This is a genomic window from Burkholderia anthinoferrum, from assembly GCF_002925705.1.
GTDB lineage: Bacteria > Pseudomonadota > Gammaproteobacteria > Burkholderiales > Burkholderiaceae > Burkholderia > Burkholderia semiarida.
On the sequence record NZ_LFZP01000030.1, the window covers coordinates 116,462 to 131,379 of the forward strand.

The following is a 14,918-nucleotide window of genomic DNA, read 5'->3' on the forward strand; positions in this document are numbered from 1 at the left end:
ACCCGCCAGTGAAGAAGAATCGACGCGAGGACAAGGATGAGTGAGCCGCAGCCGTCTAACGGCGCAGAGACGAATGCCGCGAAGCCGGCACCGGCGGGACTGGAATCGCTGGCGGAGGTCGGCAGCCGGCTGGCGCAGCTTCGGGAGACGAAGGGCTGGTCGGTCGACGACGTGTCGGCGCGACTCAAGGTCGCACCACAGAAACTCCGGGCGCTCGAGGCCGGCGACATCAGCCATTTGCCTGGCGTGACGTTCGCGCTCGGCGTCGTGCGCAGCTACGCGAAGATGCTCGGCGTCGATCCGGAACCGTTCGCGCAGGCGCTGCGCCGCGAGCGCGGGGTGCCGGAAGTCGACCTGTCGATGCCTGCGTCGTCGGGCACGGATCTGCCGCGCGGCCGCGTGTCGATTCCGCTGGGCGGTTCGTCGCGCCACCATCCCTGGCTGTGGGGAACGGGGATCGTCATCGTCGCGGTGGTCGCCGCACTGATGTGGCACACTGGCGGCGATTCGTCGAGCCTGCTCGCGCGCTTCAAGGGCGGCGACGCCGAACATGCGTCGGCCGCGAGCGCGGCGGCAGCGTCCTCCGCTGAAGAAGCGGCCCCGAACGGTGCGTCGGCGGCGGTGGCGAATGAGGTTCCGGCCCCGGCTGCCGCGTCGGCGGCCCCGGCGCAGGCGATTGCATCGGCTGTCCCGGCGCCCGCCGCCCCGGTCGCGACGGCTGCGGCATCGCAGCCCGTGGCGGCAACGGCGGCGGCAAGCACGGCCGCGCCGGCCCAGCCGGCGAGCGTCGTGGTCGCGGCGGGCCAGTCGATGGTCGAACTGAAGGTCAAGCAGGATTGCTGGTTCAGCGTGCGCGACAAGAATGGCAAGGAGCTGTTCTCGGCGCTGGTGCGCGCCGGCGAAACGAAGCAGGTCGCCGGTGACGGACCGTTCAAGGTCACGATCGGCAACAAGGCCGGCCTCGACGCGGTTGCGTTCGACGGAAAACCGGTCGATCCGGCAAAATATTCGGCAGCGCGGGGTAACGTGGCGCGGTTCACGCTGCCCTGACGTCAAGCGCCGTGGCGAAGGCCTGCCGTCGATATCGGCGGGCCGTGAGGGCACGGCGCTTTTTCAATTCATGCGCCGCGTCGCGGCGCATTCCGCGTAAATGGATCTATCGATGCAATCCGAAGCTCAATCCCCACGCAGCAGTCAGATTTGTTCAACCGAGCCGGTGTTCGGCGGGCATCAGCCGCGCCGCGTATCGCATGCGGTGGATGTCCGCTGGGGCGGGCAACTCGTGACGATCGGCGGCGACGCGCCGGTGCGCGTGCAGTCGATGACGAATACCGACACGGCCGACGCGATCGGCACGGCGATCCAGATCAAGGAACTCGCGAATGCGGGCTCCGAGCTGGTGCGCATCACGGTCAACACGCCCGAAGCCGCGGCCGCCGTGCCGGCGATTCGCGAGCAGCTCGACCGGATGGGCGTGACGGTGCCGCTCGTCGGCGATTTCCACTACAACGGCCACCTGCTGCTGCGCGACTACCCGGGCTGCGCGGAGTCGCTGTCGAAGTACCGGATCAACCCCGGTAACGTCGGCCAAGGCGCGAAGCGCGACACGCAGTTCGCGCAGATGATCGAGGCTGCGGCGAAGTACGACAAGCCGGTGCGGATCGGCGTGAACTGGGGCAGCCTCGACCAGGATCTGCTGGCGCGCATGATGGACGAGAACGCCGCGCGCGCGCAGCCGTGGGACGCGCAGAGCGTGATGTACGAGGCGCTGATCCAGTCGGCGATCGGCTCGGCCGAGCGTGCGGTGGAGCTTGGCCTGGGGCGCGACCGCATCGTGCTGTCGTGCAAGGTCAGCGGCGTGCAGGACCTGATCGCCGTGTACCGCGAACTCGGCCGCCGCTGCGGCTTCGCGCTGCACCTCGGGCTGACCGAGGCCGGCATGGGCTCGAAGGGCATCGTCGCGTCGACGGCGGCGCTCGGCGTGCTGCTGCAGGAAGGGATCGGCGACACGATCCGCATTTCGCTGACACCGGAGCCGGGCGCGTCGCGCACGGGCGAAGTGATCGTCGGCCAGGAAATCCTCCAGACGATGGGCCTGCGCTCGTTCGCGCCGATGGTGATCGCGTGCCCGGGCTGCGGCCGCACGACCAGCACGCTGTTCCAGGAACTCGCGATGCAGATCCAGACGTATCTGCGCGAGCAGATGCCGGTCTGGCGCAAGGAGTATCCGGGCGTCGAGAAGATGAACGTCGCGGTGATGGGCTGCATCGTCAACGGCCCGGGTGAATCGAAGCACGCGAACATCGGCATCAGCCTGCCGGGCTCGGGCGAGAACCCGGCCGCGCCGGTCTTCATCGACGGCGAAAAGGTCAAGACGCTGCGCGGCGAGCGGATCGCCGAGGAATTCCAGCAGATCGTCAGCGACTACGTCGCACGCAATTACGGCCGCACCGAGGCCCTGAACTAATTCGTCCACACACACGAACGATGACTGAACAGAAACGCAAGATCGAGAAGCTCACCGGCGTCAAAGGCATGAACGACATCCTTCCGCAGGATGCCGGCCTGTGGGAATTCTTCGAAGCTACCGTGAAATCGCTGCTGCGCGCGTACGGCTACCAGAACATCCGCACGCCGATCGTCGAACATACGCAGCTCTTCACGCGCGGCATCGGCGAAGTCACCGACATCGTCGAGAAGGAGATGTACAGCTTCACCGACGCGCTGAACGGCGAGAACCTGACGATGCGCCCGGAAAACACCGCGGCCGTCGTGCGTGCGTCGATCGAGCACAACATGCTGTACGACGGCCCGAAGCGCCTGTGGTACATCGGCCCGATGTTCCGTCACGAGCGTCCGCAGCGCGGCCGTTATCGCCAGTTTCACCAGGTCGGCGTCGAGGCGCTCGGCTTCGCGGGTCCCGATGCGGATGCCGAGATCATCATGATGTGCCAGCGCCTGTGGGACGACCTCGGCCTGACCGGCATCAAGCTCGAGATCAACTCGCTCGGCCTCGCCGAAGAGCGCGCCGCGCACCGCGTCGAACTGATCAAGTACCTCGAGCAGTTCGCCGACGTGCTCGACGAGGACGCGAAGCGCCGCCTGTACACGAACCCGCTGCGCGTGCTCGACACGAAGAATCCCGCGCTGCAGGAGATCGCGCAGAACGCGCCGAAGCTGATCGATTTCCTCGGCGACGAATCGCGCGCGCATTTCGAAGGGCTGCAGCGCCTGCTGCTCGCGAACAACATTCCGTTCAAGATCAATCCGCGTCTCGTGCGCGGCCTCGATTACTACAACCTGACCGTGTTCGAGTGGGTGACCGACAAGCTCGGCGCACAGGGCACGGTCGCGGCCGGCGGCCGCTACGATCCGCTGATCGAGCAGCTCGGCGGCAAGCCGACCGCCGCGTGCGGCTGGGCGATGGGGATAGAGCGCATCCTCGAGCTGCTGAAGGAAGAGGATCTCGCGCCCGAGCAGGAAGGCGTCGACGTATACGTCGTGCACCAGGGCGAAACCGCGCGCGAACAGGCGTTCATCGCGGCCGAACGCCTGCGCGACACGGGCCTCGACGTGATCTTCCACTGCAGCGCCGACGGCGCGCCGGCGAGCTTCAAGTCGCAGATGAAGCGGGCCGATGCAAGCGGCGCCGCGTTCGCGGTGATCTTCGGCGAAGAAGAGGTCGCGAACGGCACGGTGGGCGTGAAAGCGCTGCGCGGCGCGGGCGCGGAAGGGGAAAAGAACGTTCAGCAGACCGTACCGGTCGAAAGCTTGACCGAATTCCTAATCAATGCGATGGTTGCATCCGCCGAAGACGGCGACGACTGATCGCGCTGGCATCCGCTCGACAAGAAAAGCTGAACAGGAAGGAATCGCTCGCCGATGAGTTATCACGACGAACAAGAATCGATTGAAAGTCTCAAGGCGTGGTGGGCCCGCTGGGGCAACCTCACCACGTGGATCGTGCTCGCGGCGCTCGTCGTCGCGGCCGGTTTCAACGGCTGGAACTACTGGCAGCGCCGTCAGGCCGCCGAGGCATCCGGGCTGTACGAACAGGTTCAGAAGGCGGCCGCCGCGAACGACAAGGCGACGATGGCCCGCGCGGCTGCCGACATGGAAGACAAGTTCGGCAGCACGCCGTATGCGCAGATGACGGCGCTCGCGGCCGCGAAGACGCTGTACGCGGCCGGCGATGCGGCAGGCGCGAAGGCGCAGCTGCAATGGGCCGCCGAGCACGCCAAGGACGAAGAGTACAAGCAGATCGCGAAGCTGCGGCTCGCGTCGCTGCTGCTCGACGAGAAGGCGTACGATGCGGGCCTCGCGCTGCTGTCGGGTACGCCGGTCGATGCGTTCAAGGGCCTCGTGGCCGATCGCCGCGGCGATCTGCTGGCCGCGCAAGGCAAGACCGACGATGCGCGCGCGGCTTACAAGCTTGCGCTCGACGGCCTGTCGAAGGACGACCAGTCGGCACGCCAGCTCGTGCAGTTCAAGCTGGACGCGCTCGGCGGCTGAATCCCGGCCCCCTCAACCTCTTAACTCTGCTTCGCTAACCGATGAATTTGCTGAAACGTTACGCTGTGCCCGTTGCCTGCGCGGCGGCTGTCCTCGCTTTGGCGGCTTGCTCGTCGTCGAAGGACGCGCGCCGCGTGCCGACGCCGCTCACCGAGTTCAAGCCCGTCATGGACGTGCAACAGGTCTGGAAGGCGAGCGTCGGCAAGGGCGGACGCTACCTGTTCTCGCCGGTGGCCGTGGGCGACGCCGTCTATGCGGCGGGCGAAAACGGTTCGGTCGAGAAGATCGATGCGAAGACGGGCCAGACGCTGTGGCGCTCGAAGGTCGGTTCGGACCTGTCGGCCGGCGTCGGCAGCGACGGCAACCTGACGGCGGTCGGTGCGCTGAAGGGCGGCGTGTTCGTGCTCGGCCCGGACGGCAAGCAATTGTGGAAGACCAGCGTGCAGGGCGAGATCTTCTCGCCGCCGCTCGTCGGTAACGGCCTCGTGGTCGTCCGCACGATCGACGGCCAGGTGATCGCGTTCAACGCGCAGACGGGCGAGCAGAAGTGGAACTACCGCAACCGTGCGGTGCCGCTGAACCTGCGCGTGTCGGCCGGCATGACGTTCGCGGGCGACGCGGCCGTGCTCGCGGGCTTCCCGGGCGGCGGTCTCGTCGCGATCAACCTGCAGACGGGCGAGCCGTTCTGGCAGACCCCCGTGTCGTTCCCGAAGGGCGTGACCGAGGTCGAGCGCATCAACGACGTCAGCGGCCCGCCGACGCTCGTGGGCGCGGAAACCTGCGCGGTGACGTTCCAGGGTCAGCTCGGCTGCTTCGATGCGAACTCGGGCCGTCCGCTGTGGGAAAAACCGTTCTCGAGCCGCAGCGGCCTCGCGCAGGACGATTCGGTGGTCGCCGGCGGCGACGACTGGTCGGTCGTCACCGCGTACGACGCGGCCACGGGCAACCAGCTGTGGCGCAACGACAAGCTGAAGAGCCGTGACGTCGGCGTGCCGTACCTGCTCGGGCACGCGGTCGTGATGGGCGATTACAAGGGCTTCGTGCATTTCCTGTCGCGCGAAGACGGCAGCTTCATCGCGCGAATGAAGACTGACGGCAGCGCGATTACGGCGGCGCCGGTTCTCGCCGGCAATACGCTCGTCGTGCAGACGAAGGACGGCGGCCTGTACGGGTTCCGTCCGCGCTGACACGCGGGAAACAGGCGGGGCCGCGGTGCGGCGGGCCGGTCCCGCGCGCCGCGGCCCCGCGACTTGAAGGCGGCCGGCGTTCCCGGCCGCTCGGTATTTGAAAGGCAGTTCGAGACGAAAGACGACGGCGCGCGACGCGCGCCCGGCGCGCGCATCCGGCGCGGCGCGAATTCGTGATATTTTCATTCAGCGCAGCCGCCCGCAGCAGCGGGCCTCCCGCTGCTGCGCTTCACCGTAGAAAACACAGATGAAACCGGTCATTGCCCTCGTTGGGCGCCCCAATGTGGGGAAATCCACGCTGTTCAACCGGCTCACGCGCTCGCGCGATGCGCTGGTCGCCGACTTGCCGGGCTTGACGCGCGATCGCCATTACGGCGAAGGGCGCGTCGGCGAACGGCCCTACCTGGTCGTCGATACGGGCGGCTTCGAACCCGTCGCGAAGGACGGCATCCTGCACGAAATGGCGCGCCAGACGCGGCAGGCCGTCGAGGAAGCCGATGTCGTCGTGTTCATCGTCGACGGCCGCAACGGGCTCGCGCCGCAGGACAAGTCGATCGCCGACTACCTGCGCAAGACCGGCCGGCCGATCTTCCTCGTCGTCAACAAGGCCGAGGGGATGAAGTACACGGCGGTCGCCTCCGAGTTCTACGAGCTGGGGCTCGGCGATCCGCGCGCGATCTCGGCCGCGCACGGCGACGGCGTGACCGACATGATCAACGAGGCGCTCGAAGTCGCGTACGCGGGCCAGCCCGAGGAAGCGGACGAGGATGATCCGTCGCGCGGCATCAAGATCGCGATCGTCGGCCGTCCGAACGTCGGCAAGTCGACGCTCGTCAACGCGCTGATCGGCGAGGACCGCGTGATCGCGTTCGACATGCCGGGCACGACGCGCGATTCGATCTACGTCGACTTCGAGCGTAACGGCAAGAAATACACGCTGATCGACACGGCCGGCCTGCGCCGCCGCGGCAAGGTGTTCGAGGCGATCGAGAAGTTCTCGGTCGTGAAGACGCTGCAGTCGATCTCCGACGCGAACGTCGTCATTCTTCTGCTGGATGCGCAGCAGGACATTTCCGACCAGGACGCGCACATCGCCGGCTTCGTCGTCGAGCAGGGCCGCGCGCTCGTGATCGGCGTCAACAAGTGGGACGGCCTCGACGACCACGCGCGCGACCGCGCGAAAGCGGATTTGACCCGCAAGCTGAAATTCCTCGACTTCGCGAAATCGCACTTCATTTCGGCCGCGAAGAAGACGGGTATCGGCGCGCTGATGCGCTCGGTCGACGACGCCTACGCGGCGGCCATGGCGAAACTGCCGACGCCGAAGCTCACGCGCGCGCTGATCGAGGCCGTCGAATTCCAGCAGCCGCGCCGTCGCGGCCCGGTGCGTCCGAAGTTGCGCTACGCGCACCAGGGCGGCCAGAATCCGCCGATCATCGTGATTCACGGCAACGCGCTCGACGCGGTGACGGAAACCTACAAGCGCTACCTCGAAAACCGGTTCCGCGAAACTTTCTCGCTGACCGGGACTCCATTGCGCATAGAGTTCCGTTCGTCGAACAATCCGTACGCGGACAAGGGCTGACGCATGGCCCGCCACGGCTAGGCCGGAAGGCCTATGCACCGGGCGGGGCAGGCAAAATCAGCTATAGTGTAGCGATTGGCGCCGGATCTCTTTTTCTTCGCCGCCAATCCAGATCAACCTGCAAAAAAAGATGGAGTACGCCATGAGCAACAAAGGGCAATTGTTACAAGACCCGTTTTTGAACGCACTGCGCAAAGAGCACGTTCCCGTTTCGATCTACCTCGTCAACGGCATCAAGCTTCAAGGGAACATTGAATCGTTCGACCAGTACGTCGTGTTGCTCCGTAATACGGTGACCCAGATGGTTTACAAGCACGCCATCTCGACGGTCGTGCCGGCGCGCCCGGTGAATTTCCACCCGGACGCGGAAGCCTCGTCCTAACCTATCGCAGCGGCCGGCATCCGGTCGCCGCGAGCGACCGATGCCAGCCGCCTTATCTTGACACCCGATAATTTGATCAACGCAGCGCTCGTCGGCATCGATCTCGGCAAGACCGATTTCGAAGCCAGTCTCGAAGAACTCAGTCTTCTCGCCTCCAGCGCGGGAGCCCGTCCCGCCGTCACCCTCACGGGGCGTCGCGCCAGTCCCGATGCCAAGATGTTCATCGGCAGCGGCAAAGCCGAAGAGCTGCGGCTCGCCTGCGACGCGCACAACGTCGAAATCGTCATCTTCAACCACGCATTGGCGCCGGCCCAGCAACGCAATCTGGAGCAGGCGCTTAACAGGCGCGTGGTCGATCGCACGAGCCTCATCCTCGACATCTTCGCGCAGCGCGCCCGCAGCCACGAAGGCAAGCTGCAGGTCGAGCTCGCGCAGCTTCAATACCTGTCGACCCGGCTCATTCGCGCGTGGACCCACCTCGAACGGCAAAAGGGCGGTATCGGCCTGCGCGGCCCCGGTGAAACCCAGCTCGAAACCGACCGCCGGCTGATCGGCGAACGCATCAAGATGCTGAAGTCGCGGCTCGACCGGCTGCGCCGCCAGCACAGCACGCAGCGCCGGCAGCGCGCGCGCAGCGGCACGATGTCGGTGTCGCTCGTCGGCTATACGAACGCGGGCAAGTCGACGCTGTTCAATGCGCTGACGAAAGCGCAGGCCTACGCGGCCGACCAGCTGTTCGCGACGCTCGATACGACGTCGCGGCGCGTGTACCTCGGCGACGAGGTCGGGCAGATCGTCGTGTCCGATACGGTCGGGTTCATCCGCGAGCTGCCTCACCAGCTCGTCGCGGCGTTCCGCGCGACCCTCGAGGAAACGATCCATGCGGATCTGCTGCTGCACGTGGTCGATGCGTCGAGCGCGGTCCGGCTCGAGCAGATCGAGCAGGTCAACGGCGTGCTGCACGAGATCGGTGCGGACACGGTCCGGCAGGTCCTGGTGTTCAACAAGATCGACGCCGTGCCCGAGCTGGCGGCCCGCGGCGACGCGGTCGAGCGGGACGAATATGGTAATATTTCGCGCGTCTTTTTGAGCGCGCGCACCGGTCAGGGTCTTGATACGTTGCGTGCCGCCATCGCCGAAATCGCCTCCGCGGAACACCTTTCCAGCGCGACGTTGTCCGACGCGCTCGATGGCACGTCCGCTGAACCGCACGAAGACCACACGATTTCCGAACACGGGCGCTAACCGGCCCCGGCCGGTTCGCCGGCTTCCAATCTGGTGAACAAACTCTGGTGAACGAATACAACGAGCGGAGTACCTGGCGGCGGATGCGCGCCTTGTTGTCGATCAACGATCCCCGCTGGGGACGCGGCGAAGGCAATGGCAAGGACGGATCCCGCCCCCGCGCGAACGAATCGAAGCGTCCGCAAGGCGGCGACGGCGACGGTCCGCCCGATCTCGACGAGATGTGGCGCAACTTCAACCGACGCCTGAGCGGCCTGTTCGGCGGCAAGGGCGGTAACGGCTTGCGTCCCGACAACGGCCGGGCCGCACGGGTGGGCGTCGGCATCGTGATCGGCGTGCTGGTCGCGGTGTATGCGGGCAGCGGGCTGTTCGTCGTGCAGGAAGGCCAGACGGGCGTCGTGCTGCAGCTCGGCAAGCTGTCGGGCACGGTCGGCCAGGGCGTGCACTGGCGCGCGCCGTATCCGTTCGCGTCGCACGAGATCGTGGACACGTCGCAGGTCCGCTCGATCGAGATCGGCCGCAATAACGTCGTGCGCCTCGCGAACGTGAAGGAGGCCGCGATGCTGACGCGCGATGCCGACATCGTCGACGTGCGCTTCATCGTCCAGTACCGGATCCGTTCCGCCACCGATTACCTGTTCCGCAGCGTCGATCCCGAACGCAGCGTGTCGCAGGCCGCGCAGGCCGCGGTGCGCGCGATCGTCGGCACGCGCAGTGCGGCCGACATGCTGAATCAGGATCGCGATGCGCTGCGCGAGCAGCTTTCCACCGCGATCCAGCGTGATCTCGACCGCTACCAGTCGGGACTCGAGGTGACGGCCGTCACGATGCAGAGCGTCGCGGCGCCCGACCAGACCCAGGCCGCGTACGCCGAAGTGGCGAAGGCGCGCGACGAGCGCGAGGCCGCGAAGCGCGCCGCGCAGGCCTACGCGAGCGACCTGCTGCCGAAGGCGCAGGGCGATGCGGCGAAGCTCGTCGACGAAGCGAAGGCGTATGCCGATCGCGTGGTCACGCAAGCCGAAGGCGATGCGGACCGCTTCAAGCAAGTCTACGCGCAGTACTCGAAGGCGCCCGCGGTCATCCGCGAGCGGATGTATCTCGAGACGATGCAGGAAATCTATTCGAACGCGACGAAGGTGTTCGTCGGCAACAAGGGCGGCAACAGCATCGTGTATCTGCCGCTCGACAAGCTCGTCGAGCAGGGGCGGCAAAACGCCGCGGCGTCGACCGGCGCGTCCGGGCCCGATGCGGCGTCGGCCCCGGCTGCCACGACGCCGGCGGCAGCCGCGCCGGCACCGGCGAGCGCCGCACCGGCCGCCACCGCCTCGGGCGTCGACGTGCTGCGATCGCGCGAAGCGTTTCGCAGCCGGTCGCGTGAAGACGATACGAAGTAACGGGGAGCGCAGAACATGAACCGAATCATTGCGCTCGTCGTCGCAATCGTGATCGTCGCCTTCGCGGCATCGTCGACGGTCCTCACCGTCGATCCGCGCCATGCGGCCGTGCTGTCGGGCCGCGACGGTACGCAACCGGAGCTCGCGGGCCCCGGCGTCCACTTCAAGCTGCCGCCGCCGCTGCAGACGGCCACGCTGATCGACACGCGCGTGCAGTCGCTCGAGTCGTCCGATCCGCTGCAGCTGGCAACCGAAGACAAGCACGACCTGCTGGTCGCGTATGCGGCGAAGTACCGGATCGGCGATCCGATGAAGTATTTCACCGCGACGGGCGGCGACCCGGCGGCGGCCGCCGACCGGCTGGCCGGCGTGCTGAAGGGCGCGCTCGGCGACGCATTCGGCAAGCGCGCGCTCGACGATGCGCTCGGCGGCCAGCGCGCGATCGCCGAGGCCGCGCGCGATGCGGCGAAGGCGCAAGCGTCCGGTTTCGGCGTCGACGTGGTCGATGTTCAGCTCACGCGTGTCGACTTGCCGGCCGCGCAGGCGGACGCCGTCTATCAACGGATGATCGGCGCGTTGCGCGATCAGGCGGCCCAGGTGCGTGCGCAAGGCGCGGCCGACGTCGAGCAGATCAAGGCCGACGCCGAACGCGAGCAGCAGGCCGTGCTCGCGAACGCGTACAAGTCCGCGCAGACGATCAAGGGCGAGGGCGACGCGAAGGCCGCGACGATCGCCGCCGACGCGTTCGGCCGCGATCCGCAGTTCTATCAGTTCTACGCGAGCCTGCAGGCCTACCGGAATACGTTCAAGCGCAACGACATCATCGTCGTCGATCCCGACAGCGAGTTCTTCCGCTTCATGCGCAGCCCGACGGGCGGCGCCGCACCGGCGGCGCCCGCTCCCCGCAAACATTGACCTTGGGGCGCCGCGTCGAGCGGCGCCGTCGCTCGCATGGACCTGGCTGGCTCGTTGTTGCTCGCGGTAGCGCTGATGCTGATCATCGAGGGGGCGTTCCCTTTCGTGTTTCCCGTCGCCTGGCGCGACACGTTTCGTAGAATAGCTGAGCGGCCGCCGCATCATATCCGGATCGGCGGGCTGATCGTGATGGTGCTCGGGCTCGTGCTGCTGCTGCTCGCGACCTGACCGGCGCTCCGATCCGGACGGCGCATCCGCCGTTCGTTCCGCCCGATTTCGAAGTTCCGATTCAACTCGCGGCGCGCGTGTCGCGCGCCGTTTCCCGTCGTAGGACCGTACCGATGTCGACCTGGTTACTTCCCGAGAATATCGCCGACGTGCTGCCGTCGGAAGCGCGCAAGATCGAGGAGCTGCGCCGCAGGCTGCTCGATCGCTTCCGTTCGTACGGCTACGAAATGGTGATGCCGCCGCTGCTCGAGTATCTCGAGTCGCTGCTGACGAGCGGCGGCGCCGATCTGCGCCTGCGAACCTTCAAGCTGGTCGACCAGCTGTCGGGCCGTACGCTCGGCCTGCGCGCGGACATCACGCCGCAGGTCGCGCGGATCGACGCGCACCTGTTGAACCGGCAGGGCGTGACGCGCCTCTGCTACGCGGGCCACGTGATGCATACGCGTCCGCGCGGCCTGCACGCGACGCGCGAGCAGATCCAGATCGGCGCCGAAATCTACGGGCACGCCGGGCTGGAAGCCGATCTCGAGATCCAGCAACTGATGCTCGATGCGCTGCATCTCGCGGGCCTGTCGCGCATCCGTCTCGACCTCGGTCACGCGGGCGTGCTCGCGGCGCTGCTGGCGCGCGACGCGCAGGCCGCCGAGCGCGGCGAGTCGCTGTACGACGCGCTGTCGGGCAAGGACGTGCCGCTGCTGAACGAACTCACCGACGATCTCGGCGCCGATACGCGTGCCGCGCTGCGCGCGCTGCCGAACCTCTACGGTGACGCGAGCGTGCTCGCCGAGGCGCGTACGCGCCTGCCGGTGCTGCCTGAAATCACGCGGGCGCTCGACGATCTCGCGCAGCTTGCGTCTCAGGCGAAGGGCGTCGAAGTCGCGATCGATCTCGCCGACCTGCGCGGCTACGCGTACCACAGTGGCGCGATGTTCAGCGCCTACATTGACGGCGTGCCGAACGCGATTGCGCGCGGCGGCCGTTACGACCACGTGGGGCAGGCCTATGGCCGGGCGCGTCCGGCAACCGGCTTCTCGCTCGACCTGCGCGAGCTCGCGCGGATTTCGCCGGTCGAGGCGCGCGGCACCGCGATCCTTGCGCCATGGGCGCAGGACGACGCGCTGGGCGCGGCTGTCGCAGCGCTGCGCGATGCGGGCGAGGTCGTGATCCAGGCGCTCCCGGGCCACGACCACGTGCTCGACGAATTCGCGTGCGATCGCTCGCTCGTGGAGCGCAACGGCGCATGGGTGGTCGAACCCCGATAAACAGGCGTTCGCGGGTCGCGCTTCGGCGTGCATATCGTTGAAGCGAAACGGAAAAATTCGGAATCGCCCGCGAACATAGGTAGAATACGTTTTTAACCAGCTAACGAATCAACATGTCTGCCAGCGCAGTGAACGTGACTCCCGGGCGCAATGTCGTCGTCGTGGGAACGCAATGGGGTGATGAAGGCAAGGGCAAGATCGTCGACTGGCTGACGGACCACGCTCAGGGCGTCGTGCGTTTCCAGGGCGGTCACAACGCCGGCCACACCCTCATCATCGGCGGCAAGAAAACGATCTTGCGCCTCATTCCGTCGGGCATCATGCGTGAAGGCGTCGCCTGCTACATCGGCAACGGCGTCGTCCTGTCCCCCGAAGCACTGTTCAAGGAAATCGGCGAGCTCGAAGAAGCCGGCGTGAACGTGCGCGACCGTCTGTTCATCTCCGAAGCCACGACGCTGATCCTGCCGTATCACATCGCGATCGACCAGGCGCGCGAAGCGCGCAAGGGCGCGGGCAAGATCGGCACGACGGGCCGCGGCATCGGGCCCGCGTACGAAGACAAGGTCGGCCGTCGCGCGCTGCGCGTGCAGGACCTGTTCGACGCGAAGACCTTCGCCGATCGCCTGCGCGAAAACCTCGATTTCCACAATTTCGTGCTGACCCAGTATTTGGGCGGTGCGGCCGTCGACTTCCAGGCCACGCTCGACACGATGCTCGGCTATGCCGACCGCCTGAAGCCGATGGTGGCCGACGTGTCGCGCCGCCTGTACGACGCGAACAACGCGGGCCAGAACCTGCTGTTCGAAGGCGCGCAAGGCACGCTGCTCGACATCGACCACGGCACCTATCCGTTCGTCACGTCGAGCAACTGCGTCGCGGGCGCGGCATCGGCCGGCGCCGGCGTCGGTCCGCAGAAGCTGAACTACATCCTCGGCATCACGAAGGCGTACTGTACGCGCGTCGGCTCGGGCCCGTTCCCGAGCGAACTGTACGATGCGGACAATCCGCAGCGTCAGGACCAGGTCGGCGTCACGCTCGCGAACGTCGGCAAGGAATTCGGCTCGGTCACCGGCCGTCCGCGCCGCACCGGCTGGCTAGACGCAGCGGCGCTGCGCCGCTCGATCCAGATCAACGGCGTGTCGGGCCTGTGCATGACGAAGCTCGACGTGCTCGACGGTCTCGATGAAGTCAAGCTGTGCGTCGGCTACCAGGTCGACGGCAAGGACGTGGACATTCTGCCGCGTGGCGCGGTCGACGTCGCGCGCTGCGAACCGGTGTACGAAACGTTCGCCGGCTGGAAGGAAAGCACCGTCGGCATCAAGACGTGGGACGCGCTGCCGGCCAACGCGCAGGCTTACCTGAGCCGCGTCCAGGAAGTGGCTGGCGTGCCGGTCGACATGGTGTCGACGGGCCCGGACCGCGACGAAACGATCCTGCTCCGCCATCCGTTCAAGGTGTAATTCCCAAGATGACGCAGCAAATCACGATGACGGCGGCAGACTTGATGACCGATCCGCGCAACGACGACAAGAACCTGTGGGTAGGCTGGGACGAGTATCACCGTCTGATCGAGCTGCTCGCGCTCCAGGTGCATGCGTCGGGCTGGAAGTTCGACCAGATCCTGTGCCTCGCGCGCGGCGGCCTGCGCGTCGGCGACCAGCTGTCGCGCATCTATGACGTGCCGCTCGCGATCCTCGCGACGAGCTCGTACCGGGAAGCGGCCGGCACCCAGCAGGGCGAGCTCGACATCGCGCAGTACATCACGATGACGCGCGGCCATCTCGCGGGCAACGTGCTGCTGGTCGACGATCTCGTCGATTCGGGCGTCACGCTCGCGCGCGTGCAGGAGCACCTGAAGGAGCGCTATCCGGCGGTCACGGCCGTGCGTTCGGCCGTGCTCTGGTACAAGGGTTGCTCGAAGGTCAAGCCCGACTATCACACGCAGTTCCTGCCGACGAATCCGTGGATTCATCAGCCGTTCGAGGAGTGGGACACGGTTCGTCCGCACAACCTCGAGGCGTGGATCAAGCGCGGTCGCGCGCAGCGCGACGGTTCGGGCGCGTAAGCGGCCGGCCGATCGAAGGAAAGCCTGGTACGGCGCCGCTTGCGGCGCCGTTTTTATTGGTGCGCGCGTTGCGCCGCGCGGCCCGTCTTGCGCACCCCGATAGGCAGGCGGCGCGGTCCCGGCTATGATGGCAGCCCTGCCAC

Annotated in this window: 14 protein-coding genes; all 14 read left to right on the plus strand. The window is 66.9% G+C overall.

Features of this window, described 5'->3' with window-relative positions; genetic code table 11:
• Nucleotides 1-36: 36 nt before the first annotated feature.
• The 14 genes from C5F75_RS09250 (at nt 37) to C5F75_RS09320 (ending at nt 14,775) form a co-directional block, all read left to right on the plus strand.
• Nucleotides 37-1,050, plus strand: coding sequence for a helix-turn-helix domain-containing protein (locus C5F75_RS09250; protein ID WP_059585310.1), 1,014 nt, complete (start codon nt 37-39; stop codon nt 1,048-1,050).
• 112 nt (nt 1,051-1,162) lie between these two features.
• Nucleotides 1,163-2,467, plus strand: a complete 1,305-nt coding sequence (gene ispG, locus C5F75_RS09255) for a flavodoxin-dependent (E)-4-hydroxy-3-methylbut-2-enyl-diphosphate synthase (RefSeq protein WP_059585331.1) — start codon at nt 1,163-1,165, stop codon at nt 2,465-2,467.
• A gap of 20 nt (nt 2,468-2,487) precedes the next feature.
• Nucleotides 2,488-3,828, plus strand: a complete 1,341-nt coding sequence (gene hisS, locus C5F75_RS09260; RefSeq protein ID WP_034207440.1) for a histidine--tRNA ligase — start codon at nt 2,488-2,490, stop codon at nt 3,826-3,828.
• Between the two features lie 54 nt (nt 3,829-3,882).
• Nucleotides 3,883-4,512, plus strand: a complete 630-nt coding sequence (locus C5F75_RS09265; protein WP_059585311.1) for a tetratricopeptide repeat protein — start codon at nt 3,883-3,885, stop codon at nt 4,510-4,512.
• 41 nt (nt 4,513-4,553) lie between these two features.
• Nucleotides 4,554-5,699, plus strand: coding sequence for an outer membrane protein assembly factor BamB (gene bamB / locus C5F75_RS09270; RefSeq protein ID WP_006483316.1), 1,146 nt, complete (start codon nt 4,554-4,556; stop codon nt 5,697-5,699).
• A gap of 247 nt (nt 5,700-5,946) precedes the next feature.
• A complete protein-coding gene (gene der / locus C5F75_RS09280; RefSeq protein WP_059585312.1) occupies nt 5,947-7,284 on the plus strand; it encodes a ribosome biogenesis GTPase Der in 1,338 nt (445 codons plus the stop codon).
• Nucleotides 7,285-7,426: 142 nt separating this feature from the next.
• Nucleotides 7,427-7,666, plus strand: coding sequence for an RNA chaperone Hfq (hfq, locus tag C5F75_RS09285; protein ID WP_006399927.1), 240 nt, complete (start codon nt 7,427-7,429; stop codon nt 7,664-7,666).
• 72 nt (nt 7,667-7,738) lie between these two features.
• Complete coding sequence (gene hflX / locus C5F75_RS09290; protein WP_181035394.1) at nt 7,739-8,911, plus strand: GTPase HflX; 1,173 nt, start codon at nt 7,739-7,741, stop codon at nt 8,909-8,911.
• Nucleotides 8,912-8,958: 47 nt separating this feature from the next.
• Entirely contained in the window at nt 8,959-10,305 is a 1,347-nt protein-coding gene (gene hflK, locus C5F75_RS09295; RefSeq protein ID WP_059585314.1) for an FtsH protease activity modulator HflK, read from the plus strand.
• Between the two features lie 15 nt (nt 10,306-10,320).
• The gene (gene hflC / locus C5F75_RS09300; protein WP_059585315.1) at nt 10,321-11,220 is read left to right on the plus strand and encodes a protease modulator HflC; all 900 of its coding nucleotides are present in this window, start codon (nt 10,321-10,323) and stop codon (nt 11,218-11,220) included.
• Nucleotides 11,221-11,256: 36 nt separating this feature from the next.
• Nucleotides 11,257-11,448, plus strand: coding sequence for a DUF2065 domain-containing protein (locus C5F75_RS09305; protein WP_006478685.1), 192 nt, complete (start codon nt 11,257-11,259; stop codon nt 11,446-11,448).
• 113 nt (nt 11,449-11,561) lie between these two features.
• Nucleotides 11,562-12,710, plus strand: coding sequence for an ATP phosphoribosyltransferase regulatory subunit (locus C5F75_RS09310; RefSeq protein WP_006496416.1), 1,149 nt, complete (start codon nt 11,562-11,564; stop codon nt 12,708-12,710).
• A gap of 113 nt (nt 12,711-12,823) precedes the next feature.
• A complete protein-coding gene (locus C5F75_RS09315) occupies nt 12,824-14,170 on the plus strand; it encodes an adenylosuccinate synthase (protein WP_059585316.1) in 1,347 nt (448 codons plus the stop codon).
• 8 nt (nt 14,171-14,178) lie between these two features.
• The gene (locus C5F75_RS09320; protein WP_059585317.1) at nt 14,179-14,775 is read left to right on the plus strand and encodes a phosphoribosyltransferase; all 597 of its coding nucleotides are present in this window, start codon (nt 14,179-14,181) and stop codon (nt 14,773-14,775) included.
• The last annotated feature ends 143 nt before the right edge of the window (nt 14,776-14,918 follow it).

What these genes read in the sequence shown, in the direction of transcription:
- ispG (WP_059585331.1), top strand. Translation starts at nt 1,163, where the DNA reads ATGCAATCCGAAGCTCAATCCCCACGCAGCAGTCAGATTTGTTCAACC.
- C5F75_RS09315 (WP_059585316.1), top strand. Translation starts at nt 12,824, where the DNA reads ATGTCTGCCAGCGCAGTGAACGTGACTCCCGGGCGCAATGTCGTCGTC.
- C5F75_RS09305 (WP_006478685.1), top strand. Translation starts at nt 11,257, where the DNA reads ATGGACCTGGCTGGCTCGTTGTTGCTCGCGGTAGCGCTGATGCTGATC.
- bamB (WP_006483316.1), top strand. Translation starts at nt 4,554, where the DNA reads ATGAATTTGCTGAAACGTTACGCTGTGCCCGTTGCCTGCGCGGCGGCT.
- C5F75_RS09320 (WP_059585317.1), top strand. Translation starts at nt 14,179, where the DNA reads ATGACGCAGCAAATCACGATGACGGCGGCAGACTTGATGACCGATCCG.
- der (WP_059585312.1), top strand. Translation starts at nt 5,947, where the DNA reads ATGAAACCGGTCATTGCCCTCGTTGGGCGCCCCAATGTGGGGAAATCC.
- C5F75_RS09310 (WP_006496416.1), top strand. Translation starts at nt 11,562, where the DNA reads ATGTCGACCTGGTTACTTCCCGAGAATATCGCCGACGTGCTGCCGTCG.
- hflC (WP_059585315.1), top strand. Translation starts at nt 10,321, where the DNA reads ATGAACCGAATCATTGCGCTCGTCGTCGCAATCGTGATCGTCGCCTTC.
- hisS (WP_034207440.1), top strand. Translation starts at nt 2,488, where the DNA reads ATGACTGAACAGAAACGCAAGATCGAGAAGCTCACCGGCGTCAAAGGC.
- C5F75_RS09265 (WP_059585311.1), top strand. Translation starts at nt 3,883, where the DNA reads ATGAGTTATCACGACGAACAAGAATCGATTGAAAGTCTCAAGGCGTGG.
- C5F75_RS09250 (WP_059585310.1), top strand. Translation starts at nt 37, where the DNA reads ATGAGTGAGCCGCAGCCGTCTAACGGCGCAGAGACGAATGCCGCGAAG.
- hfq (WP_006399927.1), top strand. Translation starts at nt 7,427, where the DNA reads ATGAGCAACAAAGGGCAATTGTTACAAGACCCGTTTTTGAACGCACTG.